General features: G+C 65.1%; 19 protein-coding genes. 11 read left to right on the forward strand and 8 right to left on the reverse strand.

The window, feature by feature from the left end; genetic code table 11:
* The first annotated feature begins 134 nt into the window (after window positions 1-134).
* On the forward strand, window positions 135-2,438 hold the full coding sequence (locus FNA46_RS09275; RefSeq protein WP_143124909.1) for a DUF1217 domain-containing protein: 2,304 nt from the start codon (window positions 135-137) through the stop codon (window positions 2,436-2,438).
* Between the two features lie 9 nt (window positions 2,439-2,447).
* Here the strand turns inward: FNA46_RS09275 and FNA46_RS09280 are convergent, their stop codons facing one another.
* The 3 genes from FNA46_RS09280 to FNA46_RS09290 all read right to left on the reverse strand — a co-directional run bounded on the left by FNA46_RS09280 (window position 2,448) and on the right by FNA46_RS09290 (window position 5,582).
* On the reverse strand, window positions 2,448-3,878 hold the full coding sequence (locus FNA46_RS09280; protein WP_143124910.1) for an FAD-binding oxidoreductase: 1,431 nt from the start codon (window positions 3,876-3,878) through the stop codon (window positions 2,448-2,450).
* A gap of 68 nt (window positions 3,879-3,946) precedes the next feature.
* The gene (locus tag FNA46_RS09285; RefSeq protein WP_143124911.1) at window positions 3,947-4,927 is read right to left on the reverse strand and encodes an L-threonylcarbamoyladenylate synthase; all 981 of its coding nucleotides are present in this window, start codon (window positions 4,925-4,927) and stop codon (window positions 3,947-3,949) included.
* A gap of 43 nt (window positions 4,928-4,970) precedes the next feature.
* Window positions 4,971-5,582 (reverse strand): DUF6656 family protein, encoded by a 612-nt coding sequence (locus tag FNA46_RS09290; RefSeq protein ID WP_425468697.1) that lies wholly within the window; start codon window positions 5,580-5,582, stop codon window positions 4,971-4,973.
* 453 nt (window positions 5,583-6,035) lie between these two features.
* On the opposite strand from FNA46_RS09290, the gene FNA46_RS09295 reads away from it, so the two are divergent.
* From FNA46_RS09295 to FNA46_RS09310, 4 genes are all read left to right on the forward strand, one after another.
* On the forward strand, window positions 6,036-7,280 hold the full coding sequence (locus FNA46_RS09295) for an aromatic ring-hydroxylating oxygenase subunit alpha (protein ID WP_143124912.1): 1,245 nt from the start codon (window positions 6,036-6,038) through the stop codon (window positions 7,278-7,280).
* Between the two features lie 48 nt (window positions 7,281-7,328).
* Window positions 7,329-8,408 (forward strand): FAD-binding oxidoreductase, encoded by a 1,080-nt coding sequence (locus tag FNA46_RS09300; protein ID WP_185969783.1) that lies wholly within the window; start codon window positions 7,329-7,331, stop codon window positions 8,406-8,408.
* A 124-nt stretch (window positions 8,409-8,532) separates the two neighbouring features.
* A complete protein-coding gene (locus tag FNA46_RS09305) occupies window positions 8,533-9,051 on the forward strand; it encodes a BA14K family protein (protein WP_244617857.1) in 519 nt (172 codons plus the stop codon).
* 173 nt (window positions 9,052-9,224) lie between these two features.
* Window positions 9,225-9,716 carry a BA14K family protein gene (locus FNA46_RS09310; protein WP_143124913.1) on the forward strand — a complete coding sequence of 164 codons (492 nt, stop codon included), beginning with the start codon at window positions 9,225-9,227 and terminating at the stop codon, window positions 9,714-9,716.
* 73 nt (window positions 9,717-9,789) lie between these two features.
* Here the strand turns inward: FNA46_RS09310 and FNA46_RS09315 are convergent, their stop codons facing one another.
* A complete protein-coding gene (locus tag FNA46_RS09315) occupies window positions 9,790-10,788 on the reverse strand; it encodes a transporter (protein WP_143124914.1) in 999 nt (332 codons plus the stop codon).
* Between the two features lie 325 nt (window positions 10,789-11,113).
* Between FNA46_RS09315 and FNA46_RS09320 the strand changes: the two genes are divergently transcribed.
* From FNA46_RS09320 to FNA46_RS09330, 3 genes are all read left to right on the forward strand, one after another.
* A complete protein-coding gene (locus FNA46_RS09320) occupies window positions 11,114-12,916 on the forward strand; it encodes an acyl-CoA dehydrogenase family protein (RefSeq protein ID WP_143124915.1) in 1,803 nt (600 codons plus the stop codon).
* Between the two features lie 192 nt (window positions 12,917-13,108).
* Window positions 13,109-13,864: a crotonase/enoyl-CoA hydratase family protein gene (locus tag FNA46_RS09325; protein ID WP_143124916.1), complete on the forward strand. Its 756-nt coding sequence runs from the start codon at window positions 13,109-13,111 to the stop codon at window positions 13,862-13,864.
* Window positions 13,865-13,937: 73 nt separating this feature from the next.
* The gene (locus FNA46_RS09330) at window positions 13,938-14,195 is read left to right on the forward strand and encodes a hypothetical protein (RefSeq protein ID WP_143124917.1); all 258 of its coding nucleotides are present in this window, start codon (window positions 13,938-13,940) and stop codon (window positions 14,193-14,195) included.
* Window positions 14,196-14,338: 143 nt separating this feature from the next.
* Here the strand turns inward: FNA46_RS09330 and FNA46_RS09335 are convergent, their stop codons facing one another.
* Window positions 14,339-15,583: a class I SAM-dependent RNA methyltransferase gene (locus tag FNA46_RS09335; protein ID WP_143124918.1), complete on the reverse strand. Its 1,245-nt coding sequence runs from the start codon at window positions 15,581-15,583 to the stop codon at window positions 14,339-14,341.
* Window positions 15,580-16,329 carry a TlyA family RNA methyltransferase gene (locus FNA46_RS09340; protein ID WP_143124919.1) on the reverse strand — a complete coding sequence of 250 codons (750 nt, stop codon included), beginning with the start codon at window positions 16,327-16,329 and terminating at the stop codon, window positions 15,580-15,582. Before FNA46_RS09340 ends, FNA46_RS09335 begins: the two co-directional genes overlap by 4 nt.
* 197 nt (window positions 16,330-16,526) lie before the next feature.
* Between FNA46_RS09340 and FNA46_RS09345 the strand changes: the two genes are divergently transcribed.
* Both FNA46_RS09345 and FNA46_RS09350 read left to right on the forward strand, forming a co-directional pair.
* On the forward strand, window positions 16,527-18,584 hold the full coding sequence (locus FNA46_RS09345; RefSeq protein WP_143124920.1) for a methyl-accepting chemotaxis protein: 2,058 nt from the start codon (window positions 16,527-16,529) through the stop codon (window positions 18,582-18,584).
* 203 nt (window positions 18,585-18,787) lie between these two features.
* Entirely contained in the window at window positions 18,788-19,918 is a 1,131-nt protein-coding gene (locus FNA46_RS09350) for an esterase-like activity of phytase family protein (RefSeq protein WP_143124921.1), read from the forward strand.
* Window positions 19,919-20,173: 255 nt separating this feature from the next.
* On the opposite strand, the gene dxs is transcribed toward FNA46_RS09350, so the two are convergent.
* Together dxs and FNA46_RS09360 are read right to left on the reverse strand one after the other, a co-directional pair.
* Window positions 20,174-22,090: a 1-deoxy-D-xylulose-5-phosphate synthase gene (dxs, locus tag FNA46_RS09355; RefSeq protein ID WP_143124922.1), complete on the reverse strand. Its 1,917-nt coding sequence runs from the start codon at window positions 22,088-22,090 to the stop codon at window positions 20,174-20,176.
* Window positions 22,091-22,199: 109 nt separating this feature from the next.
* Window positions 22,200-23,117 carry a pirin family protein gene (locus tag FNA46_RS09360; protein WP_143124923.1) on the reverse strand — a complete coding sequence of 306 codons (918 nt, stop codon included), beginning with the start codon at window positions 23,115-23,117 and terminating at the stop codon, window positions 22,200-22,202.
* A gap of 236 nt (window positions 23,118-23,353) precedes the next feature.
* On the opposite strand from FNA46_RS09360, the gene FNA46_RS09365 reads away from it, so the two are divergent.
* A complete protein-coding gene (locus tag FNA46_RS09365) occupies window positions 23,354-25,468 on the forward strand; it encodes a DEAD/DEAH box helicase (RefSeq protein WP_143124924.1) in 2,115 nt (704 codons plus the stop codon).
* Window positions 25,469-25,568: the final 100 nt, after the last annotated feature.

Genomic DNA, 25,568 nt, shown 5'->3' on the forward strand with positions numbered 1-25,568 from the left:
AGAACAGGTTTTCACCCCGCGACAGGCCCGCGCAAGCCCCGCGTGCCAAGCCCGGACAGCAATTCTTTAAGTTTCGTTGACGTATGCTGCGCACGGGTAAACACACGCGGCAGGAGAACGAGAGGCTTCGCGACATGGTATCCACCTATCTCAGCTATGACCTCGTCAGTCGGGATCTGCAGGCCAGCCTCAAGCGCGTTTCCAAGCAGACCGACGTCAGCCGGGAGGCCGATTATTACAAGGCCAACATCGCGAAGGTTACCAGCGTCGATGATTTCCTGAACAACACCCGTCTCTATAACTACGCGATGAAGGCCTACGGCCTCAGCGACATGGCCTATGCAAAGGCCTTCATGCGCAAGGTGCTGGAGAGCGACCTCTCCGACACCAACAGCTTCGCCAACAAGCTGACCGACAGCCGCTACCGCGATTTCGCCCGCGCCTTCAACTTTTCCAGCGACGAGAAGACCGCGCAGTCCTCGACCCAGATCGACGCCATGCTCGGTCTCTACAATTCCACGATGGTGAGCGAGGGGGATGCCGTCACCACCGAGACGAACTATTTCAACGCGATGATGGGCGAGATCGGCAATGTCGATGATCTCCTCAACAATGACCGTCTGCGCAGCTATCTCTTCACGTCCTACGGCATTTCGGAGAACTACTATTCCCGCACGCTGCTGCGCGGCGTGCTGTCCAGCGACACCAGCGATCCCGCAAGCTACATCAACCAGACACTCGGGCCGCAGCGCACCACCCTCAACACGCAGCTGACCGATGCCCAGACGCGGCTCGACGCGACGACCGATGCGACCGCGCGCGCCAAGATCGAGACGGAAATCACCGGCTACGAGGCGAAGCTCGCGACCCTGCAGAACTATTTCGACATGGCCGACGCCTTCCAGTTCAAGGCGGATGGCACCGTGCCCGCCGGCGGAGCGCAGACGAGCGCGCAGAAGGCGACCATCAACGACCTCTATCTCAGCAAGCAGGAGCGTGTTTCCACCGCCACCGCGCTGAACGATGCCAATTACTTCAAGCAGAAGATGGCAACGGTCGACAATGTGACGGATATCATCGGCGATACCCGCCTCTACAAGTTCATCAAGACGGCCTATGGCCTGACCGGCATCACGGTGGTCACCTCCACCATCGAGCAGATCCTGACCAGCGATCTCACGGATCCGAACAGCTATGCCAACCGGTTCGGCAAGAGCAATCCGGCCTATCTGCAACTGGCGAAGGACTTCAACTTCAAGACGGACGGCACGGTGACCGCCGGATCCGCGCAGACCACGACGCAGCAGGATTCCACCGTCAATCGCTACTACAGCACCTATAACGATGCCCAGGATGCTGCGGACGAGAAGGCGGCGACCGCCTATCAGAAGGCGATCGGCAACATCAAGACCGTGTCGGATTTCATGAACAACAAGGATGTCTACACCTTCGCCCTGAAGGCCGTCGGCATCGATCCCTCGGAAGTCTCGGTCAACACCATGAAGCGGGCGCTGACCAGTGATCTCAACGATTCCAAGAGCTACATCTACACCCTGAAGGATGACCGCTTCGTCCAGCTTGCCAAGTCGTTCAACTTCGACACCAAGGGCAATGTCAAGGCGCCGCTGACGGCCCAGCCACAGGGCACGATCACGTCGATCGGCTCCGAATACACGATCAAGATGACCCGCTTCCTGACCGATACGGCCAAGGACAAGGCGAAGACCGATGCCGCCGCCGAGGTGAAGTATTACTCCACCAAGATGATGACCATGCAGTCGCCCTCGGAATTCATCAATGACAGCCGGCTGGTGAAGGTGCTGCTGACGGCCTATGACATCGATCCGTCGAGCGTCAGCAAGGATTTCCTCAAGCAGGTCTTCTCGTCCGACCTCAACGATCCCAAGAGCTTCGTCAACACGCAGAAGAACACGGCCTGGGCGGAAATCCTCGGCACCTTCAACTTCGACACCAAGGGCAAGCTGGCGGAGCGCCCCGCAACCGGTATCCAGAGCCAGGGCAAGGTGCTGGAAACGGAGCACAAATATACCCGCCAGACGCTCGAGGAGGAGCAGGGCGAAAGCAACAACGGCGTGCGCCTGGCGCTCTATTTCGAACGCATGTCGCATTCGATCACAAGCGCCTACGACATCCTCGGCGATACCGCGCTGCTGGAGTTCTTCCGCGTGACCTACCAGCTGCCGGAAAATTTCAGCAATCTCGACGTCGACAAGCAGGCTGCCCTCGTCAAGAAATACATGAAGCTTGAAGACCTGAAGGACCCTTCCAAGGTGGCCAAGATGGTGAACAAGTTCACCGTCATGTATGACGTCCAGAATTCCGACGCCAGCTCGTCGGCGCTTTCCATTCTCACCGGCAACGGCAACACCGTCGGCATCAGTGCCGACCTGCTCTACTCGCTCTCGCAGAACCGCTGATCGAAGCCCTCAACTGCTGATCACCTTGCCGGGGTTCATGATCCCGGCCGGGTCGAAGGCATGCTTGATGCGCCGCATCAGGTCGATCTCGATCTCCGGCCTGATCGCCGCCAGCTCGTCACGCTTCAGCTGGCCGATGCCGTGCTCGGCGGAAATCGACCCGCCGGCTTCCAGCACGATGGCGTGCACGATGGCATTCATCTCCCGCCAGCGGGCGAGGAAGGCCGTCTTGTCGGCACCGACAGGCTGGGAGATGTTGTAGTGGATGTTGCCGTCGCCGAGATGGCCGAAGGCGCAGATGCGCGCGCCGGGCATCGCCGCCAGTACGCCTTCTTCCGCCGCGGCCATGAAGGCCGGGATCTTCGAGACCGGTACCGAGACATCGTGCTTGATCGAGCCGCCTTCCGGCTTCTGCGCATCCGACATGCTTTCGCGCATGTGCCACAGGGCTTTCGCCTGGGCGACCGAGGCGGCGATCACCGCGTTTTCGACAAGGCCCGCCTCCAGCCCCTGTTCCAGAAGCGCATGCACCAGCCGTTCCGCCGTCTCGGCCGAATCGCTGGTGGAGATGTCGACCAGCACGTACCAGTCATGCACCGTCGGCAGCGGATCGCGCACGCCGGCAATGTGGCGGGTGGTGAACTCGATGCCGATGCGCGGCATCAGCTCGAAGCCGGTCAGCGCCGTGCCGCAGAGATTGGACGCCTTTTCGAACAGGGCAAGCGCGTGCTGAGGCGAAGCGAGCCCGACAAAGGCCACCTGATGGCCGACCGGCTGCGGGAAGAGCTTCAGCACGGCCGCCGTGATGACGCCGAGCGTGCCTTCCGCGCCGATGAAGAGATCACGCAGGTCATAGCCGGTATTGTCCTTCTTCAGGCGCCGCAGGCCGTTCCAGATCTCGCCGGTCGGCAGGACCACTTCCAGGCCGAGGCAGAGCTGGCGCATGTTGCCATAGGCGAGGACCGCCGTGCCGCCGGCATTGGTGGAAAGGTTTCCGCCGATGCGGCAGGAGCCTTCCGAGCCGAGCGACAGCGGAAACAGCCGGCCGACCGATTCCGCCGCCTTCTGCACATCGGCCAGAATGCAGCCGCCTTCGGCGACCAGCAGGTTGGCAAGCGGATCGATGTCGCGGATGCGGTTCATCCGCTCCAGCGAGAGGATCAGCTGCGTGCCGTCGGCGCTCGGCGTCTGGCCGCCGACAAGGCCGGTATTGCCGGTCTGCGGTACGATTGCCGTGCCGGTCTCGCTTGCAAGTCTGAGGATGGCGGAGACCTCTTGCGTCGAACCGGGCTTCAGCACCAGCGGCGACGCACCCTTGTAGAGCCCGCGATTTTCGACGAGGCGCGGGGCGATCTCCTGGGGGTCGCTGACCACGTTTGCCGGGCCGACAAGGGCCGTGAAGCGGGAGATGATGTCGGAAGAGGGCAGGCGGGCATCCATGGCATGTCTCCTCGGTCTTGTCTCGGCGCCGCCGGGCGTCCGCTTTGGCGGGACGTCCCGTCCGGGCGTCAGGTATCGCGCGGGGCGGCCGCACGGGCCAGCCGGTCGTTGATCGCCTCGCCGAGCCCTTCATCCGGAATGGCTGCCACGGCGATGCGGGCAGCCCCCGTCGCATCGGCCTGCTTCAGATAGTCGAAGAGGTGCGCGGCCGCCTCGGCAAGGTCGCCGGCAGGGCTGAGATCGAACACGGCCTTCGCCGCCTCGCTGCCCGCCACCGGCTGACCGGCAAAACGGATGAGGGCCTCCCCCGGTTCAGCGGCTGCGGCAAAAAGCCGGACGGCAGCGCCTGGCGCATAATGCGAGGCGAGCATGCCGGGCGCCTCGATGGCGCCGGAAAGGCCTTCCTGCCGCTCGACCTTGCGGCCCGTCAGCCGCTCGATGGCTTCCGCCGAAATACCGCCGGGACGCAATAGCCGCACCCGGTCGCCCTCGACCTTGACGATGGTGGATTCCACACCGACCGGTGCGCGACCGCCATCGATGATGAGGCTGAGCTTCTCACCCAGATCTTCCGCCACGTGGCGGGCGCTGGTGGGGCTGACCTTGCCGGAGGTGTTGGCGCTGGGCGCTGCAAGTGGCCGGCCGAAGGCGGCGATGAGGTCGCTGGTAAAGCCGCGCGGCACCCGCACGCCGACGGTATCGAGGCCGGCGGTCGCGAGATCGTGGATGCCGCTTTCGGCGCGGCGCGGCAGCACCAGCGTCAGCGGCCCCGGCCAGAAGGCTTCGGCAAGGAGGCGCGATACCGGATCGAAGATCGCGTGACGCTCGGCCATCGCCAGATCCGCCATGTGGCAGATCAGCGGGTTGAAGCGTGGCCGTCCCTTGGTCTCGTAGATGCGGGTGACGGCGGCCGGATTGGTGGCATCGGCCGCCAGCCCGTAGACGGTTTCGGTCGGGATGGCGATCGGCAAGCCTTCGCCAAGACGTGCCGAGGCCTCGGTCAGTGCAAGGGCGCGATCTGTCGCGATATCGATGATGCGTGCTGCCATGACGGCTGCAATAGCGCCAAACGCCCGTTCTCTGCAAACGCTTTCAGAGCTTGCGCAGAATGGCGCGCAACGCCTCGTCCGGTGCGCCGAGGATCAGTACGTTCTTCAGCGCCTCCTGCGGATCGCTGGTGCGGAACAGGATGCCGTTGTCGCGCACCGTGCGGTTGATGCGCGCCTCGCCGGTCGGCTGCAGATCGAGGGCGACGGCGAAATACATGCGGTCGTAATCGGTGCGGATGCGTTCGAAGAACTGCTCGGCCTCGCCGATCTCGGCGAGAAAATTGCAGATGTAGAAGGACCAGTGGATCGGCGGGGTGCGTTCGAAGACGGTGCGGGCCGCGGTGACGTGGCAGTAGCCGAGATGCGGGCTTTCGGAAAGCGCCCGGCTGAAGACGATCTTCGGGAAGCGGATGGCGCGGTGCACCGCATTGATCCGCTCATGCGTCTTCTCGCCGGCCGCGGACAGCCGTCTTTCGGTACGCTCGGCCACCTCCTCATAGGTGAGATAGCGACGCTCTTCCGGCAGCCAGTCGCGCCGGTTGCGCGAAATGCGGCCGGTGCGCAGGAATTCCGAATGGGTGGCGGCCTTCGGCGGCTGGCCTGCGCCAGGCGTCGGGCGGATGTCGAAATATCTACGCTTTGCCTTGGCATCCACGGTTCTTCACTCCCTCGAGACGGGGAGAAGGATAAAGGCGGATGCTTGACGCAGGCTTGCGGTTGCGCAAGCGGGTGGCTGTTCCATTTGCGCCGCAAACGGGTCGCTTCCGCCGCCGGTTTCCCTCGCCAATCACCTGCTTTTGCAGGGAGAATGCCCGTGTGACCGGCTTGCGACATGTCGCGTTTTTGTCGTCAATGCGGAAAAGCATGTCGCATTGCACCCTGTAGGTCGGCGAAGGCCTCCGCTATAGATGAAACACTCGAGGCTTCGCCCCTTCCCACGGCGGAGACCTGGGAGGTCGCACAGGCAAAATGCCGGCACCTTCCGCCTCAGACCAGCCCGAGTGACAGTGTGACCCATCGCGGTGGGTGACAGTAGCGGACCGCAGGGCTCGGTGGCCGGCGGCCTGTCCGCGTGCCGTCGCATCGCCGCCATCGACAGGAACCGAAGATGGACATTCGCAATACGGTGCTGCGGCAACTGAAGAACCAGCGTCCCGGCTACAGCCTGGAGCAGCCCTTCTACATCGACGCCGATTATTTCAAGCTGGACCTCGAAATGATCTGGTATCGCGACTGGCTGTTCATCGGTCATGATTGCGAAATCCCGCGCGCCGGCAATTACGTCACGGTGCAGATCGGCGACTACCCTGTTGTCATCGTGCGCGGCCGCGACAAGCTGATCCGCGCCTTCCACAACACCTGCCGGCATCGCGGCCACCGCGTCTGCACGCAGGAGAAGGGCGCGTCGGCCAAGCTCGTCTGTCCCTACCACCAGTGGACCTATGACCTCGACGGCTCGCTGGTCTTTGCCCGCCAGATGGGCGAGGACTTCGACAAGTCCGAATTCGGCATGAAACCCGTCCATTGCGAAACCGTCGGCGGCTATATCTTCATCTGCCTTGCCAACGAGGCGCCGGACTTTGCGCCGGTGCGGGCCACGATCGAGCCCTACATGGCGCCGCATCGCCTGTGGGAGGCCAAGGTCGCCCATAAGAACACCATCATCGAGAAGGGCAACTGGAAGCTCGTCTGGGAAAACAACCGCGAATGCTACCACTGCGCCGGCAACCATCCGGAACTCTGCCGCACCTATCCGGAAGCGCCGACGGCGACCGGCGTGCAGGGGGCTGCCGATGATCCGTTCATTTCCGAGCACTGGGAGCGCTGCGAGGGCGCCGGCCTGCCGAGCAGTTTCAACATGCACCAGAGCGGCCAGTTCCGTGTCGCGCGCATGCCGCTGATCCAGGATGCCGAAAGCTACACCATGTCCGGCCAGCGCGCCGTCAAGCGGCCGCTCTCGGACGACGTGAAGATCAGCCATATCGGCACCATGCTGTTGTTCCACTATCCCACCACCTGGAACCACATGCTGGGCGACCATGCGATCTCCTTCCGCGTGCTGCCGATCTCGGCGGAGGAAACCGCTGTCACCACCACCTGGCTGGTGCACAAGGATGCGGTCGAGGGCGTCGATTACGACCTCGAGGAACTGACGCATGTGTGGAACATGACCAACGACCAGGACCGCTCGATCGTCGAGGAAAATGCCTTCGGCATCCGCTCGCCCGCCTATGAGCCCGGCCCCTATTCGCCCGATCACGAAGGCGGTGTCATGCAGTTCGTGGAGTGGTACACCAACTTCATGCTGAACCGCCTGCAGGGCGATCAGGCGCGGCTTCACGCCGTCGCCTGATCCGGGTGAGAGGGCAAGAGGGGACTTGAGCGGGGAATTGAGAGCGCAATGAGCATGGCCGTGACCTACCAGCATGTCGACCAGTTGCAGCCGTGGAGCGACCGGCTGCACCGGCTCGAATGCACCTCCGTGACGCTGGAGGCACCCGACGTGATGACCTTCACGTTCAAGGCGGAGAAGCCGGCCTGGTTCCGCTATCTGCCCGGCCAGTTCGTCACGCTGGAAATCCCGGTCGGCCCGGAGCCGGTGATGCGCACCTATACGCTCTCCTCCAGCCCCTCGCGCCCTTACGCGCTCGCGGTCACGGTGAAGGCGCAGAAGGACAGCATCGGCACCCGCTGGCTGTTCGAGAACTTCAAGCCCGGCATGTCGATCCGCGCCTATGGCCCGCTCGGCGACTTCTCCTATGTGAAACATCCGGGCGAGAAGTACCTGTTCATTTCGGCCGGATCCGGCATCACGCCGATGATGTCGATGACGCGTGACATGGCCGATCGCGCGCCGCTCTCCGACATCGTCTTCATCAACTGCGCCCGCTCGCCCTCGGAGATCATCTTCCGCCACGAGCTGGAAAACCTGTCGCGGCTGATGCCGAAACTGAACCTCGGCTTCGTCGTCGAACATTGCGGCCGCGCCGAGCCCTGGCATGGCCTGCGCGGGTTTGTCGACCGGGCGAAGATCTCGCTGCTCGCGCCGGATTTCCTCGACCGCACCATCTTCTGCTGCGGGCCGGAGCCCTTCATGGCGGCGGTGCGCTCGGCGCTGGAAGGCGCCGGTTTCGACATGAGGCGCTATCACCAGGAAAGCTTCCAGCCGGCGGTGCAGACCGTGGAGCCGGAGGCGGCCGCCCTTGCCGAGGGCGAGGCGCCGGCGATCATCTCCTTTGCGCTGGCCGGCAAGCAGGCGGCCTGCAAACCGGGCGAGACGGTGCTGATGACGGCGCGTGCCAACGGCATCCGCATTGGCGCCGCGTGCGAATCCGGCCTCTGCGGCACCTGCCGCGTGATGATGCTGTCCGGTGCCGTGGATATGAACCACAATGGCGGCATTCTCGACGAGGAGATCGAGGAGGGCTATATTCTGGCCTGCTGCTCGCGGCCGAAGGGCGATATCGAGATCGAGGTCTGACGGCATCAGGCGTGAGATTGCCTGACATGTGTTTCGCTCTTGTACCACACGGGGTTGTGACGGAACCACGGGCCGCTGTCCTGCGTTTCCCGGTTCACAAACGACAAGAGGAAACACATCCGAGATGAGGAAGAAATTCGCCATCCTGGCAACGGCCTTCACCGTTGCCGTTGCAGCCCTCTCGCCGGCGGGCGCGATGCCGCTTCCGCCCGTGGCTGCGCCGGCTCATGCCGAACTGCCGGTGGTGCAGGCCCAGGTCCTGTTCCGTGACCGCGAGGATCCGCGCTATCGGCTGCATCGCTGGGGCAATGACCGTCCGAACCTTCGCCAGTTGCCGCCACGCGTGTATCGTGCGGAACGCCCGGGCTATATGAACGGCTATCGCGGCTATCGCGAACGTCGCCCGGGCTATCGCTATCAGGATGGCTTCTGGTTCCCGCTCGCCGCCTTTGCGGCCGGGGCCATTACCGGGGGTGCCCTCCAGCAGATGCGGCCGATCACGCCGGATCGCGTGCGGCCGGGTCGCTATTCGCAGAGTCATTATGCCTGGTGCGAGCAGCGCTACAAGACATACCGCGCGTTCGACAACACCTATGTCGCCAACAGCTATGGTGAACGTCGCCTCTGCAATTCGCCCTATTGATGTGTTTGCCGGAGGCCTGCCTGCGGGCCTCCGGTACCTGTTGCCGGATGAACGGGTCGTTAATGACCGGTTCAGGTGACTAATCCTAGATTGCCTTCATCGTCTGCGCTGCACGAGCCGGTTTCATTCCGGCCGAGGCTCAGACCCCCAACTGTCGGGAATGGAGATTGATCATGAACAGTCTGATGAAAAAGCTGACCATTGCCGGCCTCTCCGTATCGATGATGGCCGTGTCCGTCTTGCCGTCGCAGGCCATGCCGCTGGTGCCGGCGCCTGCCGCCTCCACCGGGACGGTGGAAGGCCAGCCGATCCAGGTGCAGTACCGCGACGACTATCGCTACTGGCGCCACGACGATCGTCGCTGGGACCGCCGCTGGGATCGCCGCGATTATCGGGATGATCGCTATGGCCGCTATGAGCGCCGCCATCACCGCTCCAGCAATGCCTGGGTGCCGTTGGCAGCCTTTGCCGCCGGTGCACTGATTGCCGGCGCCGCCGCCTCGCAGCCGCGCCATGTGGCGCCTGCAGCCCCCGGCATTCCGTCCGGCGTCAATCCGCGCCATTTCGAATGGTGCTCGGCGCGCTACCGCTCCTATGACGCCTATTCGAACACGTTCCAGCCCTATGAAGGGCCGCGCCAGGCCTGCTACTCACCTTACTACTGAGCAGCTGGCCGACAATCGATCGACAGGAAGGGCCGTCCGGAAACTCCGGGCGGCCTTTTCCTTCAAGGCAATGTCAGAGAATGCCGGCGCGTCGCAGCAGCCACCAGGCGCCGCCGACCGACAGCGTCATCAGGCCGAAGGCGTAGAAGGTGCCGTGCTCGGCATGCGCGAAGGGCAGGGCTTCCGTGTTCATGCCGAAGAAGCCGGTCACCAGCGAAGGCGGCAGCAGGAAGGCCGTCATCAGCGAGAGAATGTAGAGGTGGCGGTTCGTCTCCGAGGAGAGCTTGGAGTCGATTTCTTCATGCAGCAGGCGGGCCCGGTCCTGCAGGGCATAGACATCGTGGTCGACGGCCTCGAGCCGGCTGGTCAGGCGGCCGGAGACATCGTGAAAGCCCTCCGGCATCTCGTCCTCGTCGGCGGCGGCGGCACGGCGGAACAGGGTCAGCACCGTGCGCAGATGGCGATGCAGGCGCACCACCGTGCGGCGCATCGGTGCCAGCCGCCGCCGCTCGTCCTGCGTGGTGGCGCCATAGACCACATCCTCGATCTGGTTCAGCTCGTCGGTCAGCTCGATGACGAGCGAGATCAGCGTGCGCTGGAATTCGGCGACGATCAGTTCGAAGATGTCGATCGGCTGGCGATAGCGGGACGGGTTCTTTTCCACCGCCGCACGCACCCGGTCGATGGAGCGCAGCGGCTGCAGCCGGGTGGTGACCAGGATATTGTCGCAGACGGCGAAATGCAGCCAGCCGATGTCGCGCGTTTCCTCATCGAACTCGCGCTGGAAATCCACCAGCGTGCCGTAGATCATGCCGTCTTCCAGCGTGATCGAGGCATGCGTTTCATGCGTCGTCAGCGCGGTGATGACCTGCGGCGGCAGCTGCGAGAATTCCTCGAGAAAGGCGCCCACCCGCTGGTCGGCAAGGTTGAGGTGCAGCCAGCGGAAGCCCGTCTGCAAGTCGCCCAGATCCTCGCGCGTCGCATCCGGGGGAAGGCGCCGGCAGGACCGGTTGTCACTGTCGAAATCATAGGCCCAGACGAGGCCCGGAATGGACTGGACGATGGATAGCATGTCAGGCTCCTTCGCGGCTGCGGCGTCTCTTTCCGATGCCGGGCGCTCAAGGCCTCCCGTACGCGCCGGGCCGTTGCCGCGCCGGCGCGGACAGGCAAGCGGTAGCGATCTTTGCCGTTCCGACGCATCAGAATTCGTTTCTACCGGCACTCTGCCACACCAACATGATGGCGCACGTTGCAAGGCTGCGACAGGAGGGCGCGCGCATGCAAAACATTTGACGTTTACGTAAAAATCAATTAGCCGAAAAGGGAAGCATCAGGGCAGGAGCGGCGCCACGAGGAGGTGGTGTTTCTGTCCGTCACGACCTTTTGGAGGAGATCGGATGTACAAGGCGCCCGTCGAGGAAATCGCGTTTACCCTGAGACATGTCGCGGGCCTGTCGGCCGCGCTGGCGAATGGCCGTCTTGGCGATCTGAGCGAGGATCTGGTCGATGCGATTCTCTCCGAAGCCGGGCGGTTTGCCGGCGAGGAAGTGGCGCCGCTGAGCCCCATCGGCGATACGCAGGGCGCGCGTCTGGTGGAGGGCAAGGTGATCTCGCCGGATGGCTGGGTCGATCTCTACAAGGCCTGGTGCGCCGGCGGCTGGAACGGGCTGACGGGTCCGGAGGAATTCGGCGGGCAGGGCCTGCCGCACATGCTGAACGTCGCGACGCTGGAAATGTGGAATTCCGCCTCGATCGGCTTCACGCTCGGGCCGACGCTGACGATCGGCGCCATCGAGGCGCTGATGGCGCATGGCAGCCGCAGCCTGCAGGAACGCTACGTCGAAAAGCTCGTCTCCGGAGAATGGACGGGCACCATGAACCTGACCGAGCCGCAGGCCGGCTCCGATGTCGGTGCGCTGAAGACGCGCGCCGAGCGCCGGGCTGACGGCACCTATCGCATCTTCGGCCAGAAGATCTACATCACCTGGGGCGATCACGATGCGGCCGACAACATCATCCATCTGGTGCTGGCCCGCCTGCCGGACGCGCCGGCCGGCACGCGCGGCATCTCGCTGTTCCTCGTTCCGAAATTCCTCGTCAACGAGGATGGCTCGCTTGGACCCCGCAACGATCTGTTCTGCCATTCGCTGGAGCACAAGCTCGGCATCCATGGCTCGCCCACCTGCACGATGATCTATGGCGACGGCCGTTTCGGCGAGGAGCCGGGCGCCATCGGCTGGCTGGTCGGGGAGGAGAACAAGGGCCTCGCCTGCATGTTCACCATGATGAACAATGCACGCCTCGCCGTCGGCATGCAGGGGGTTGCGACCGCCGAGGCCGCCACGCAGAAGGCGATCGCCTATGCCCGCGAGCGCACGCAGGGGCGTGCCCCGGCCTGGGGTGGCGCGGCCTCCTCTGCTCAGGCGGCGTCCGGCATGAGCCCGATCATCGAGCATCCGGATGTCGCGCGCATGCTGGTGACGATGAAGGCGCTGACGCAGGGCGCGCGCGCCATCTGCTATGCCTGCGCGCATGCCATCGATCTCTCCCACCGGGCGGACGGCGAGGAGGCGCGCCATTTCCAGGAGCGTGCGGCTTTGCTGACCCCGATCGCCAAGGCCTTCGCCACCGATGTCGGTGTCGACGTCGCCTCGCTCGGCATCCAGGTGCATGGCGGCATGGGCTTCATCGAGGAAACGGGTGCCGCCCGCCTGCTGCGCGATGCCCGCATCGCTCCGATTTACGAGGGCACCAACGGCATCCAGGCGATCGATCTCGTCGTGCGCAAGCTGCCGCTCTCCACTGGTGCGCAGGTGCGCGGCTTCATCGCCGAACTGCGGCAGGTGGCTGAGGCCGTCGCCGCCTCGAACCGCGACGGCTTTGGCGAGACGGCGTCCCGTCTGAGCGCCAGCCTCGACGATCTCGAAGCTGCGACCGACTGGCTGCTCACCCGTCAGGCGGAGGGCGCGCTGGCCGAGGCGCTGTCGGGCGCCACGCCTTACCTGCGCCTGTTCGGCCTTGCGCTCACCGGCGCCTATCTCGCCAAGGGCGCGCTGGCGGACGCCGCGCATGGGGCGGAACAGCGCATCGCGCTCTGCCGCTTTGCCGCGGAAAACCTGATCGCCGAAACGGCCGCGCTGAAGGACCGCGTCATCCATGGCGCGGCAAGCCTTGCCGCCGCGCGCGTGTTGCTGGCCTAAACCCCTCCCCATAAGGGGGAGGGCTTCTGCTGCCTCGCTCCGACCTCCGTCGTGAGGAGAGGCCGCGCCTCTCGTGATCTCCCCCCTTGTGGGGGAGATGGCCGGCAGGCCAGAGGGGGATTATTCTCGTTCGTCTGCATGCTGGGATTTGAACACCGCGTGCGCCAACTGTTCGCCCCAGGAGACCCAGCCGTGACCGACCACATCCTGATCGAATGCTCCGACGTCCATCCCGGCGTGCTGGTGATCCGCCTCAACCGGCCGGAGAAGAAGAACGCCATCACCGCAGAAATGTATCGCAAGATGGTCGGCGGCCTCACGCAGGCGGCAGCGGACGAGGCGATCCGCGCTGTTACCTTTCTCGGGACGGAAGGCTGCTTCTCCGCCGGCAACGACATGGGCGATTTCCTGAGCTATGCCCTGTCCGGCAGCAGCGAGCCGCCAGCCGCGGTGGATTTCCTGAAGGCGCTCGCCACGTTCGAAAAGCCGCTGGTCTCGGGCGTCGACGGGCTGGCGATCGGCATCGGCACCACGCTGCACCTGCATTGCGACCTGACCGTCGCCTCCGCCCGCAGCCTGTTCCGGACGCCCTTCGTGGATCTGGCGCTGGTGCCGGAAGCCGCCTCCAGCCTGCTGGCGCCGGCGGTGATGGGTCAGCAGCGGGCCTTTGCACTGCTCGCCGCCGGCGAGGGCTTTTCGGGCGAGGAGGCGCGTGCCGCCGGCCTCGTCTGGAAGGTTGTCAGCCCGCAGGAGGTCGAGGCCGAGACGCTCGCCATCGCCGCCAAGCTCGCGGCAAAGCCGGCGGGCGCGCTGAAGATCGCCCGCGATCTCGTGCGCCCGAGCCCCGCCGCGGTGCTGGCCCGCATCGATGCCGAGATGGTGCATTTTTCCGCGCAGCTGAAGAGCGCCGAGGCGCGCGCGGCTTTCGAGGCCTTTCTCAAGCGCTGAGGTTTCGCCGTTGACGCGGCGTTAAGGCGAAGGGCCGAAGCTTGGGCTGTTCACTCTCCCGTGGAGGCTTCTCATGAACAGGCTGCTGGCCGGTTCCCTTCTTCTTCTGCTGGCGGCTCCGGATGTCTGGGCCGCCGGCAGCGGACCCAATACCCGCGTCTACAACGACAAGGATTTCCAGCCACGGCAGCGCTATTACTGCGTGATTGATCCGCCGAAGAGCGCCGGCACGAAGCGCCCCTCGGTCTGTCGGGCGGAGCCCGGCCGGGTGGGCGGGCGCTGCCGCTGCGACACTGTCACCGGCAGCGGAACGCTGCAGATTGGCGGCTAGAGTTTCCGGTGAAAACCGGATCCCCTGACATGCTCTGTCTCTTTGTTTTCCCGCAGTCCGGACGCAAAACCGCTGACGCGCTTTTGGCTCGGACGTCCTCCAGGGTTTGCAGCCTGCGCGGCGCAGCCCGAACGGGGCCCTCTTTATTTCTCCAGCAGTGCCACCGCTTCCACATGCGTTGACCACAGGAACTGGTCGATCGGCGCAACATGTGCGATCCGGTAGCCGGCAGCGGTCAGGAGGGCAAGGTCGCGGGCGAGCGTCAGCGGATTGCAGCTGACGGCGGCGATCTTTTTGACGCCGGAGCGTGCCAGTTCCTTCACCTGCTCCTCGGCGCCGGCGCGCGGCGGATCGAACACCACCGCGTCATAGACCTTCAGCTCCTGCGCAGTCAGCGGGCGGCGGAACAGGTCGCGCCGCTCCACCGTCACCGGCTTCAGCCCCTGCGCGCGGCGTGCGGCCTGATCCAGCGCCTCGATTGCCTTCGGATCGCTTTCCACCGCATGCACCTTGGCCTGCCGGGCGATCCTGAGCGCAAAGGTGCCGGCGCCGGCAAACAGGTCCGCCACGCGCTTTGCCTTGCCGAGATGGGCAAGAACCAGCGCCGCCATCGCCTCTTCCGCCTCGCGCGTTGCCTGGGTGAAGCCACCGGGCGGCAGGACCACCGGCACGCCGCCGAAATCGAGCAACGGCTTTTGCGGTTCCACCAGAATGTCGCCGGCAATCGAGACGCGCGCGATGCCCTTCAGCTGCAGCACGCAATCCACCACCGCCCGCCGTTCGGCGTCGGACAGGGCTTTCAGACCCTCGGCGGCGAGATCGAGACCGGTCAGCGTCTCCGTCACCGTCAGCCGCCAGGGCTGCGCGGTGACGCTGAGGGCCGCTGCCAGCCGGCGGATCGTCTGTAGCCGGCTGACGATGCCATCGGACGCGATGGGACATTCGGCAATCGAGATGATGGTGTGGCTCTCGCCCCGGTTGAAGCCGAGCAGCAGCTCCTTTTCGGTGCGGCGCACGGAAAAGGTCACGCGGCGGCGCTGGTGGGGTTTCGCCTGCAGGAGATCACCGATCTCGGGCTCAAGCCCCCTGGATTTCAGCGCATCCACCACCAGCTGCCGCTTGAAGGCGTGATAGGGCGCATCCGCCAGATGCTGCAGCGAACAGCCGCCGCAGGCATCGCTGTCCGGCCCGAAATGGCGACAGAGCGGCGCGATGCGGTCGGGCGAGGTGGTGGTGGTCGACATGACGGTACCGTGGTTGCCGTTGCGGGCAATCGCCACGGTTTCGCCGGGCAGCGCGAAGGGCACGTAGATCGGGCCGTCCGTGCCGTGGACGATGCCGTGGCCCTGAGCGCCGAGGCGCTGGATGGTGACGGTCTCGGTGCTCATGGTTTGCGTCCTGCCAGAAGATATTCCTGATTGCCGTCGCCGCCGGCGATCGGGGACGGGATCAGGCCGAGGCTCGTCCAGCCCATCTCCTCCACCAGCCAGCGTTCCAGCTCCGCCGCCACATCCGGTGCGGTTTCCGGCGCCTTCAGCAGGCCGCCCTTGCCGATCGCCTCGCGGCCCGCCTCGAACTGTGGTTTCACGAGCAGGGCACACAGGGCCTGCGGCTCGGCAAGCTTCAGCGCCGGCGGCAGCGCGAGCTTCAGCGAAATGAAGGAGACATCCGAGACGACGAGCGAGAAGGAGAGACCCCCCACATCCGCGCGGGTGAGGGCGCGGGCGTTCAGCCCTTCCAGATTGGTGACGCGCGGATCTTCTGCGATGCGCGGATGCATCTGCCCATGGCCGACATCGACGGCCACCACATGCGCTGCGCCCCGCTCCAGCAGTACCTCGGTAAAGCCGCCGGTGGAGGCGCCGATATCCAGGCAGGACCGGCCTTTCGGATCAAGCCCGAAATGGTCCAGCGCCGCGACGAGCTTCAGCGCCGCGCGCGACACGTAGTCGCGGGCGGGATCGTCGATCGACAGCCGCACATCGGCTGCCAGCACCTGGCCGGGTTTCAGCACGGTTTCGCCGTTCACCTTGACGGTGCCGCGCAGAATAGCGTCGCGGGCGCGCGAACGGCTGGAAAACAGGCCGCGGGCCACGAGAAGCTGGTCCAGTCTCAAATCGTCGGAAGAGGTCATGGCCAGTCCAATGACGGTGATGCGCCGGCAAGGCAAGCGCTTTGTGCCGGAAGGCCTCCGCCAAACCTTAAGCAGATGTGAGGATAGCGCGACATTCTGCATAGTTTCTCAATCCCATATTAAGTGAATCGCGCTCTTTATGCGGGTCATCATCGGTGCGCTCGCGCCGGACGAAGTGAAGAAGTCGCAGAAAGCCAATGTCCTTGAAGAACCTCTCCCTGAACAAGAAGCTGATCAGCACCTTTCTGGCCCTCATGTCCGTCTGCCTGCTGGCTTCGGCCATGGTCTACTGGCAGGGGCTCAAGTCGAGCCAGGCCAGCCGCGATCAGGCCCAGGCGCAGGCGATTGCCGCAGCCGTCAGCCTGGCGCTGGAAGGCCAGCTCGAAGAAGGCATGTCGCAGCGCGGTTACCTGATGTCCGGCAGCGATGACATGCTGCGCAGCGTGCGCACCGCCCGCGACAGCGTGGTGACAGCCCTGACCGAAGCCCGCAAGCAGGCCAGCGATTTCCCGGCGCTGGTCTCGACCATCGACGACATGCGCCGTGCGTCCGATGCCTTCCACCAGGAGGTAGTCGAGCCGCAGATCAAGGCGCGCCAGGACAAGGGGGGCGATGCCGTTGCAGCCCTCACCAGCGCTGCCGGCAACAGCGCCAGCCAGATGGCTGCCTTCCGCGCCGCTGCCACCCGTCTCAAGGCGCAGGTGGCCGAGTTGATGCAGCAGACGCTTGCCCGCCAGGAGGCCGCCCATACCAGCCTGCTTCTGACGCTGCTCGTCGGCGGCGCGGTCGCCGGCGTGATTTCCGTCGGCCTGATTGCGCTTCTGTCCCGCGCCATCGTCAGCCCGATCGTCGGCATGACGGAGGCCATGTCGGAGCTTGCCGCCGGCAAGCATGACATCACGGTGCCGGCCCTCGACCGCGGCGACGAAGTGGGCAAGATGGCCAAGGCGGTGGCCGTGTTCAAGGATGCCGCGATCGAGAAGCTGCGCCTCTCGCGCGAGACCGACGAGATGCGCCAGACCAGCGATCGCGAGCGCCAGACGAATGATGCGCGCAAGGCGCATGAGGCGGCCGAAATCGAGTTTGCGATGAACGGGCTGGCAGGCGGCCTGTCGAACCTCGCCGAAGGCAATGTGGCCTATCGCATCGACAAGCCCTTCGCCCCGCATCTCGACCGCCTACGGGTGGATTTCAACCAGGCGCTCGAAAAGCTGCAGGACGCCATGCAGGGCGTGGGCCGCAATGCCTCGGCCATCAATGCCGGTGCGGCCGAAATCCGCGCCGCGACCGATGACCTGGCCAAGCGCACCGAGCGGCAGGCGGCTTCCGTCGAGCAGACGGCGGCGGCGGTGGAACAGGTCACCACCACCGTGCGCGATTCCGCCAAGCGGGCCGAGGATGTCGGCCAGCGGGTGGAGCGCGCCCGCCAGAGCGCCGAACGCTCCGGCAATGTGGTGCGCCGGGCGGTGGCGGCCATGGAAGGCATTTCCAAGTCCTCGCACGAAATCATCAACATCATCAGCGTGATCGATGACATCGCCTTCCAGACCAACCTTCTCGCGCTGAATGCCGGCGTGGAAGCGGCGCGTGCCGGGGAAGCCGGCAAGGGCTTTGCGGTCGTCGCGCAGGAAGTCCGCGAACTCGCCCAGCGCTCTGCCAATGCGGCCAAGGAGATCAAGGGTCTCATCACCAATTCCAGCCAGCAGGTGGATGCCGGCGTGGCGCTGGTCGGCGAAACCGGCGAGGCGCTGCAGGCGATCGTCACCGAGGTTCTGGAAATCAACGAGAACATCCAGGCAATCGTGGTGTCCTCGCGCGAACAGTCCACCGGCCTGCAGGAGATCAACACGGCGATCAGCGCCATGGACCAGAACACCCAGCAGAATGCCGCCATGGTGGAAGAACAGACGGCGGCAAGCCATGCGCTGGCCCGCGAGGCCGGTGAACTCGATACGCTGCTGCGCCAGTTCCGCCTTGGCAGCGGGGCAGGGGCGCCCCTCGAACGCCCGGCCTTCTCCAGCCCCAGGACAACCCCGGCGGCTGGCCTTGCCGCGCGCGGCACAGCACCGCAGACGGCGGCGCGGCCCGTCTCACCGCCAGCCGCCCGGCCGGCGACGGCCCGCGGGCCGGTCGCCGCGCCCGCCTCTGCCCGCCCGGTCGCCTCGCCGGCAGGCGCGCTGCGCAACAAGCTGTCCCAGGCCTTTGGCACCAGCGCGCCTGCCAGCCGCCCGGCGGAAAACTGGGAAGAGTTCTGAGCGCGGTCCATGACCGTTGACCGATGATCGGGGCCGGCATCGTCCGGCCCCTTTTCATGCGCAGCATGGGTGGCACGGAGCGACGGAAAGGCAGGCGGGCGTTATATCCCTGCAAAGATCGGGGTCTAGGGAGAGGGCGCGAGGCGACCTGCCGTGACGCCCGCCGCTTGCGCCCCCACGGCCTTTTTCAAGGACGCGACATCATGATCAGGTCATTGTTCGCCGGTACTGCCCTTACCCTTCTCTCCTGCGGCTTCGCGCTTGCCACCGAGATCGGCACCACGGTTTCGACGCCGTGCCCGTTTGGCGATTGCGCCGCCACGATCAGCCTTGCCTATGCGGGCGAATTCGACATCGCGACCGGCACCGTGGTCGACGGCGTGGAGCTTGGCGGCCTCTCCGGCCTCGATTTCGACCTCGCGAGCGGCCATTACATCGCGATCTCCGACGACCGGTCCGAAAAGGCGCCGGCCCGCTTCCATGAACTTGCCATCGACGCGTCCGCCGCCGGCATCAGGGATGTAAAGGTTCTGCGCACCGTGACCCTGAAGACGGAAAAGGGCGAGGCCTTTGCGGCAAAGGCCGTCGATCCGGAAGCGATCCGCCTCGGCCAGGACGGGATCTACTGGACGAGCGAGGGCGATGCCAAGCAGCTGCTGCCGCCCTTCGTGCGCGTGGCCCGGCCGGACGGATCGTTCCTGCGCGAGCTCACCCTGCCGCAGGGCTTTGCCCCGACCGCCGACAATGCGAGCGGCATCCGCAACAACCTCGCCTTCGAGGGCCTTGCCTTCCTGCCGAACGGCGACCTGATGGTTCAGACCGAATCCGCCCTCAACCAGGATGGCCCGATCTCCAGCCTCACCACCGGCGCGCTTGCCCGCATGATCCGCTATGATGCGGCAAGCGGGGAGCCGAAGGCGCAGTATGTCTATCCCGTCGAGCCGATCAGCCAGGCGCCGAAGAAGGAAAAGGGCTGGAACGACAACGGCGTTCCGGAAATCCTGGCGCTCGACGACCACCGCCTGCTCGTCATCGAACGCGGCTTTGCGGAAGGCTTTGGCACCTCGATCAAGCTCTTCATGATCGACACTGAGGGCGCGACCGACGTTTCCGCCATCGCCTCTCTGGTGAAGACCGACCAGCCCATCGTGCCGGTGCGCAAGAGCCAGGTCCTCGACATGCGCGCAATCGGCCTTGAGCCCGACAATATCGAGGGCATGACCTTCGCCAAGGGCGCGGACGGCAGCGACCTTCTCGTCTTCGTCGCCGACAACAATTTTTCGGCCCAGCAGAAGACGCAGTTCTATGCGTTCAAGGTGCTGAAGCGGCCTTGAGGGCGTTCAGCGGCGCGGTCGCGGGGCCGCGCCGGCTTTTTGGGGGGGCAGGAGAGGGCGGTGCGGGGGTATCCTCTTCCGTCCTGCCGGACATCGCCCACGAGGAGTACGCCCCATCGACCGCGTCCGCGCTATCGTCCTGGCCGTCGGTGCTCTTCTTCCGGCAACGCTCACCACGCCGTCATCCTCGGGCTTGACCCGAGGATCCATGCCATCCGCACCCGGCCACAGCCTGTTACAGCCCCGGCCCTTAGGTCATCCAGCCGCGCCCACCTGAACCCCACGCCCAAGCGCGCTGAACACCGTCTTCACGATGCCGGCGCGGTCCAGCCCGGCCTTGGCATACATCACCTCGGGCTTGGCCTGGTCCATCCAGAGGTCGGGCAGCACCAGCGAGCGGATCTTGAGGCCGGTGTCGAGCAGGCCCTCGTTGGCGAGGAAGTGCATGACCTGTGAACCGAAACCGCCAACGGCGCCTTCCTCCACGGTTACCACGATCTCGTGGTGGCGGGCGAGCTGGCGGATGAGGTCGTGGTCGAGCGGTTTTGCGAAGCGGGAATCGGCAACAGTGGTGGAAAGGCCTGCGGCATCGAGATCTTCGGCGGCGAGCAGACAGTCGGCGAGCCGCGTGCCGAAGGAGAGGAGCGCCACCTTGGCGCCCTGCTTCATCACCCGGCCCTTGCCGATCGCAAGGATTTCGCCGCGTTCCGGCAGTTCGACGCCCACGCCTTCACCGCGCGGATAACGGAAGGAGATCGGGCCGTCGTCGTAAGCGGCGGCGGTGCGCACCATGTGCTTCAGCTCCGCCTCGTCGGCGGCGGCCATCACCACGAAGCCGGGCAGCGAGGCGAGGAAGCCGGTGTCGAAGGAGCCGGCATGGGTCGGGCCGTCGGCGCCGACAAAACCGGCGCGGTCGATGGGGAAGCGCACGGGCAGGCCCTGGATCGCCACGTCATGCACCACCTGGTCGTAACCGCGCTGCAGGAAGGTGGAATAGAGCGCGCAGAAAGGCCTGTAGCCTTCGGCGGCAAGACCGGCGGCAAAGGTCACCGCATGCTGTTCGGCAATGCCCACATCGAAGGTGCGGGCGGGATAGAGGTTTTGCAGCTTGTCGAGCCCGGTGCCGGAGGGCATGGCGGCGGTGATGCCGACGATCTTCTCGTCAAGCGCCGCTTCCTGCACCAGCGCATCGGCAAACACGGATGTATAGCTCGGCGCATTCGGCTTGGCCTTCGCCTGCGCGCCGGTGATCACATCGAACTTGTTGACGCCATGATACTTGTCTGCGGCCGCTTCTGCGGGGGCATAGCCCTTGCCCTTCTGCGTCACCACATGGATCAGCACCGGGCCCTTGGCATTGTCGCGGACATTGCGCAGCACCGGCAGAAGATGCTCGAAGGAATGCCCGTCGATCGGGCCGATGTGGTAAAAGCCCATCTCCTCGAACATGGTGCCGCCGGTCACATAGCCGCGCGCATGTTCCACGGCCCGCGTAATGGCGCGGTCGACATTCTTGCCGAGATAGGCGGTCAGCTTCTTGCCGAACTCGCGGAAACCCATGTAGCTGCGGCCCGACGCCAGACGCGCCAGATAGGCGCTCATGGCTCCCGTCGGCGGGGCAATCGACATGTCGTTGTCGTTCAGGATGACGATCAGGCGGGCATCCAGCGCGCCGGCATTGTTCAGCGCTTCGTACGCCATGCCGGCCGACATCGCGCCGTCGCCGATTACGGCAATCACGTTGCGCGGCTTTCCGGAAAGATCCGCCGCCACCGCCATGCCGAGGCCGGCGGAAATAGAGGTGGAGGAGTGGGCGGCGCCGAACGGATCGTATTCGCTCTCGGCGCGCTTGGTGAAGCCGGAGAGCCCGCTTTCCTGGCGCAGTGTGCGGATGCGCTCGCGCCGGCCGGTCAGGATCTTGTGCGGATAGCACTGGTGGCCCACATCGAAGATCAGCCGGTCGTCCGGCGTGTTGAACACCTTGTGGATGGCAATCGTCAGTTCCACCACGCCAAGGCCCGCACCCAGATGTCCGCCGGTCTTGGAGACCGCATCGATCATCTCGTCGCGCAGTTCGCGCGCCAGTTGCGGCAGGTCGCGGTCTTCGAGGTTGCGCAGGTCGGCGGGCCAGCTTACCTGGTCCAGAAGCGGCGTCTGGGGCATGGAGGTCACGAGTTTGATGCCTTTTCTGCTCTCGTCGGAGCCTTTGTCTCCCTCAAGATGAGCAGAAACGCGGCCATTTCAAGTGTCACGAAGCCGCGCTTCTATAGCAATTCCCCCCTCAAGGCAAAGGCACGAACTCGTCTTCATCGCCCGGCACGATGTCGAAACGGGCGGTGCGCCACTCTTCCTTGGCCTGCTCGATGCGCTCCTTCGAGGAGGAGACGAAATTCCACCAGATGTAGCGCTTCGAATTCAGTGCCGCGCCCCCGAACAGCATCAAGTGGCAGCCCTCCGGCCCGCCTTCCAGCGTGATCTCGTCGCCCGGCCGGAATGCCAGCAGCTGGTCGGCCGCAAAGCGGTCGCCGGCCACGATCAGCGAGCCGGAGAGAATGTAGATCGCGCGTTCCTCATGCAGGGCGGAAAAGGGAAACCGCCGGCCGGCGGCAAGCGCGAGATCGGCATAGAGCGTGTCGGTGAAGGTTGCCACCGGCGAGGTGACACCATCGAGCGAGCCCATCACCACGCGCCCGGAAATGCCGGCGAGATCGATGACCGGCATGGCCTCCTTGGCCGTGTGGGCAAAGGCCGGATCGATTTCCTCCTTGTCATCAGGCAGCGCCAGCCAGGTCTGCAGGCCGGACATGGAGAGCGGGTGGCCGCGCAGGTTTTCCGGCGTGCGTTCCGAATGCACGATGCCGCGCCCGGCCGTCATCAGGTTCACGTCGCCGGGGCGGATGACGAGTTCGGTGCCCAGGCTGTCGCGGTGCTTGATCTCGCCATCGAACAGGTAGGTCACGGTGGAGAGCCCGATATGCGGATGCGGCTTCACGTCCAGCGCCTCGCCGGCTTTCAGGATGGCCGGTCCCATGCGGTCGAAGAAGATGAAGGGGCCGACCAGGCGCCGCTGCCGGGTCGGCAGTGCGCGGCGCACGGCAAAGCCGCCGATATCGCTGGAACGCGGAATGATCAGGTTCTCGATGGCGTCACAGGCAAAGGCATCACCCGCCTCCGGATCGTTGCCGGGAAAGAAGGACATTGCGCGTTTCTCCTGTTGGTGGGGCCACACTGTCTGTTGTGTGGAGATGTGTGCAGGCAGCATTCCAAGGTCAACCCGCCCTGTCTTGTCCATTTACCCTGTGCCGCACCGGCTGAGCCGCACAAGGCTTCCGCTTTGACATTTGCGCCGCAAATCGCTACAGCACGCACCATATCCGCCGCGTTCCGCCGCGGCCCCCCGCGCGAAAATGCGCCATACTCCGAAAGACCTTATGTATGTCCGAACTGAATAACGCCGTTCCGGCGATTGCCAAGGCGTTGTCGAAACGCGGCTATGAGACCCTGACGCCGGTGCAGCAGGCAATGCTCGACCCGAAGCTTGCCGATGCCGATGCGCTGGTTTCTGCCAAGACCGGCTCCGGCAAGACCGTTGCCTTCGGGATGACGATGGCCTCCACGCTGCTGCCGGATGGCGCCGAGCGCTTTGGCCGCGCCGAGGCGCCGCTGGCGCTGGTGATCGCGCCGACCCGCGAGCTTGCCCTTCAGGTGAAGCGCGAATTCGAATGGCTTTACGAGATGACGGGCGCGGTGATTGCCAGCTGCGTCGGCGGCATGGATATCCGCACCGAACGACGCATGCTGGAGCGCGGGGCCCATATCGTCGTAGGCACGCCCGGCCGCATCTGCGACCATATCCGCCGCAACGCGCTCGACATGTCGCAAGTGCGCGTCGCTGTTCTGGACGAGGCCGACGAGATGCTTGATCTCGGCTTCCGCGAGGATCTCGAATACATCCTCGAGCAGGCGCCGGATGATCGTCGCACGCTGATGTTCTCCGCCACCGTTCCCGCCGGCATTGCCAAGCTTGCCAGGCAGTATCAGCGCGATGCCGTGCGCATCGAGGTGGCATCGGAAGAAAAGCAGCATGCTGATATCGAATATCGCGCCCTGCTGGTGGCGCCGTCGGATCGCGAGAACGCCATCGTCAACGTGCTGCGCTACTACGAGGCGAAGAATGCCATCGTGTTCTGCTCCACGCGCGCCAATGTGAACCACCTGACGGCGCGCCTCAGCAACCGCAATTTCTCCGTGGTGGCGCTGTCGGGCGAATTGACGCAGAACGAGCGCACCCATGCGCTGCAGGCCATGCGCGATGGCCGCGCCCGCGTCTGCATCGCCACCGACGTCGCCGCCCGCGGCATCGATCTTCCGGGCCTCGAACTCGTCATCCATGCCGATCTGCCGACCAATCCTGAAACCCTGCTGCACCGTTCGGGCCGCACCGGCCGCGCCGGCAACAAGGGCATCAGCGCCTTCATCGTGCCGGTCAACCAGCGCCGCAAGGCCGAACGCCTGCTCGGCGGCGCCAATGTGACGCCCGCCTGGGTGCGTCCGCCTTCGGCCGAAGAGGTGATCGCCCGCGATCAGGAGCGCCTTCTCTCCGATCCCGTGTTTGCCGAGGAGGTGCGCGAGGAGGAGCAGGATCTGGTCGCGCGTCTGGTGGAAAGCTACGGTGCCGAAAAGCTGGCCGCCGCCTTCGTCAACCTGCACCGCAACAACAATGCCGCGCCGGAAGATCTGCTCGAGGTGTTCGTCGATCAGCCCCGCAAGCCGCGCGAGCGGGCCAATGACCGTGCCGATTTCCGCGGCGAGGCCGTCGAAAGCTTCCCCTCCACCCCGCGCACGCCGCGCGGCGATTTCGGCCCGGCCATCTGGCTGTCGCTGTCCGTCGGCCGCAAGCAGAATGCCGAGCCGCGCTGGCTGATTCCCATGCTTTGCCGCAATGGCAGCATCACCAAGGCCGGTATTGGCGCGATCAAGATGCAGCAGACGGAAACCTATGTGGAACTGTCCGCCGACGTGGCCGATACCTTCCTTGGCGCGATCGGCCCCAACCGCATGCTGGAACGCGGCGTGCGGGTGACGGTGCTGGATGGCGTGCCGGATCTGACCCGTCAGGCCGAGCCGCGCAGCTTTGAAAAGCGCAGCTTCGAGGACCGTCCGCCGCGCCGCGAGTTCAACGATGCCCCGCGCGAAGGCGGTCGCGAGGACCGTGCCCGTGACGACTGGGGCAAGGGCAAGCCGAAGGCGAAGGCCGCCTATGCGGGCGATGATGCCCGCCCGGCAAAAAGCTTCGACAAGCCCTTCCGCGACAAGCCGGCCCGCAGCGATCGGCCCCAGGGCGAGAAAAGCTACGGCGAGAAGTCCTACGGCGACAGGCCGTATGGCGAAAAAGCTTACGGCGACAAGCCGGCCGGCGAGCGACCGTTCCGCGACAAGCCCTTCAAGAAGGATGGCAAGCCGTCCTTCAAGGATGGCGCCAAGCCCGCCAAATCCCCTGCCGGCAAGGGCAAGCCGAAAAAGGCCAATGGCAAGGACCGCTGGAACTGATCATTGATCGACAGGGGTGCGTCCATTGAGATTGCTGGGGCCGGCAGCGGATATGCGCTGCCGGCCCTTGTCGTTTCAGGCCATCGAACGACAATCGGCA

Origin of the sequence: Affinirhizobium straminoryzae (assembly GCF_007004135.1) — a bacterium.
In the GTDB taxonomy this organism is placed as follows: domain Bacteria; phylum Pseudomonadota; class Alphaproteobacteria; order Rhizobiales; family Rhizobiaceae; genus Neorhizobium; species Neorhizobium straminoryzae.

Bases quoted from the DNA above. Each gene is read 5' to 3' on its own strand.
- FNA46_RS09275 (WP_143124909.1), top strand. From the start codon at position 135: ATGGTATCCACCTATCTCAGCTATGACCTCGTCAGTCGGGATCTGCAG.
- FNA46_RS09280 (WP_143124910.1), bottom strand. From the start codon at position 3,878: ATGGATGCCCGCCTGCCCTCTTCCGACATCATCTCCCGCTTCACGGCC.
- FNA46_RS09285 (WP_143124911.1), bottom strand. From the start codon at position 4,927: ATGGCAGCACGCATCATCGATATCGCGACAGATCGCGCCCTTGCACTG.
- FNA46_RS09295 (WP_143124912.1), top strand. From the start codon at position 6,036: ATGGACATTCGCAATACGGTGCTGCGGCAACTGAAGAACCAGCGTCCC.
- FNA46_RS09300 (WP_185969783.1), top strand. From the start codon at position 7,329: ATGAGCATGGCCGTGACCTACCAGCATGTCGACCAGTTGCAGCCGTGG.
- FNA46_RS09305 (WP_244617857.1), top strand. From the start codon at position 8,533: ATGAGGAAGAAATTCGCCATCCTGGCAACGGCCTTCACCGTTGCCGTT.
- FNA46_RS09310 (WP_143124913.1), top strand. From the start codon at position 9,225: ATGAACAGTCTGATGAAAAAGCTGACCATTGCCGGCCTCTCCGTATCG.
- FNA46_RS09315 (WP_143124914.1), bottom strand. From the start codon at position 10,788: ATGCTATCCATCGTCCAGTCCATTCCGGGCCTCGTCTGGGCCTATGAT.
- FNA46_RS09320 (WP_143124915.1), top strand. From the start codon at position 11,114: ATGTACAAGGCGCCCGTCGAGGAAATCGCGTTTACCCTGAGACATGTC.
- FNA46_RS09330 (WP_143124917.1), top strand. From the start codon at position 13,938: ATGAACAGGCTGCTGGCCGGTTCCCTTCTTCTTCTGCTGGCGGCTCCG.
- FNA46_RS09335 (WP_143124918.1), bottom strand. From the start codon at position 15,583: ATGAGCACCGAGACCGTCACCATCCAGCGCCTCGGCGCTCAGGGCCAC.
- FNA46_RS09340 (WP_143124919.1), bottom strand. From the start codon at position 16,329: ATGACCTCTTCCGACGATTTGAGACTGGACCAGCTTCTCGTGGCCCGC.
- FNA46_RS09345 (WP_143124920.1), top strand. From the start codon at position 16,527: ATGTCCTTGAAGAACCTCTCCCTGAACAAGAAGCTGATCAGCACCTTT.
- FNA46_RS09350 (WP_143124921.1), top strand. From the start codon at position 18,788: ATGATCAGGTCATTGTTCGCCGGTACTGCCCTTACCCTTCTCTCCTGC.
- FNA46_RS09360 (WP_143124923.1), bottom strand. From the start codon at position 23,117: ATGTCCTTCTTTCCCGGCAACGATCCGGAGGCGGGTGATGCCTTTGCC.
- FNA46_RS09365 (WP_143124924.1), top strand. From the start codon at position 23,354: ATGTCCGAACTGAATAACGCCGTTCCGGCGATTGCCAAGGCGTTGTCG.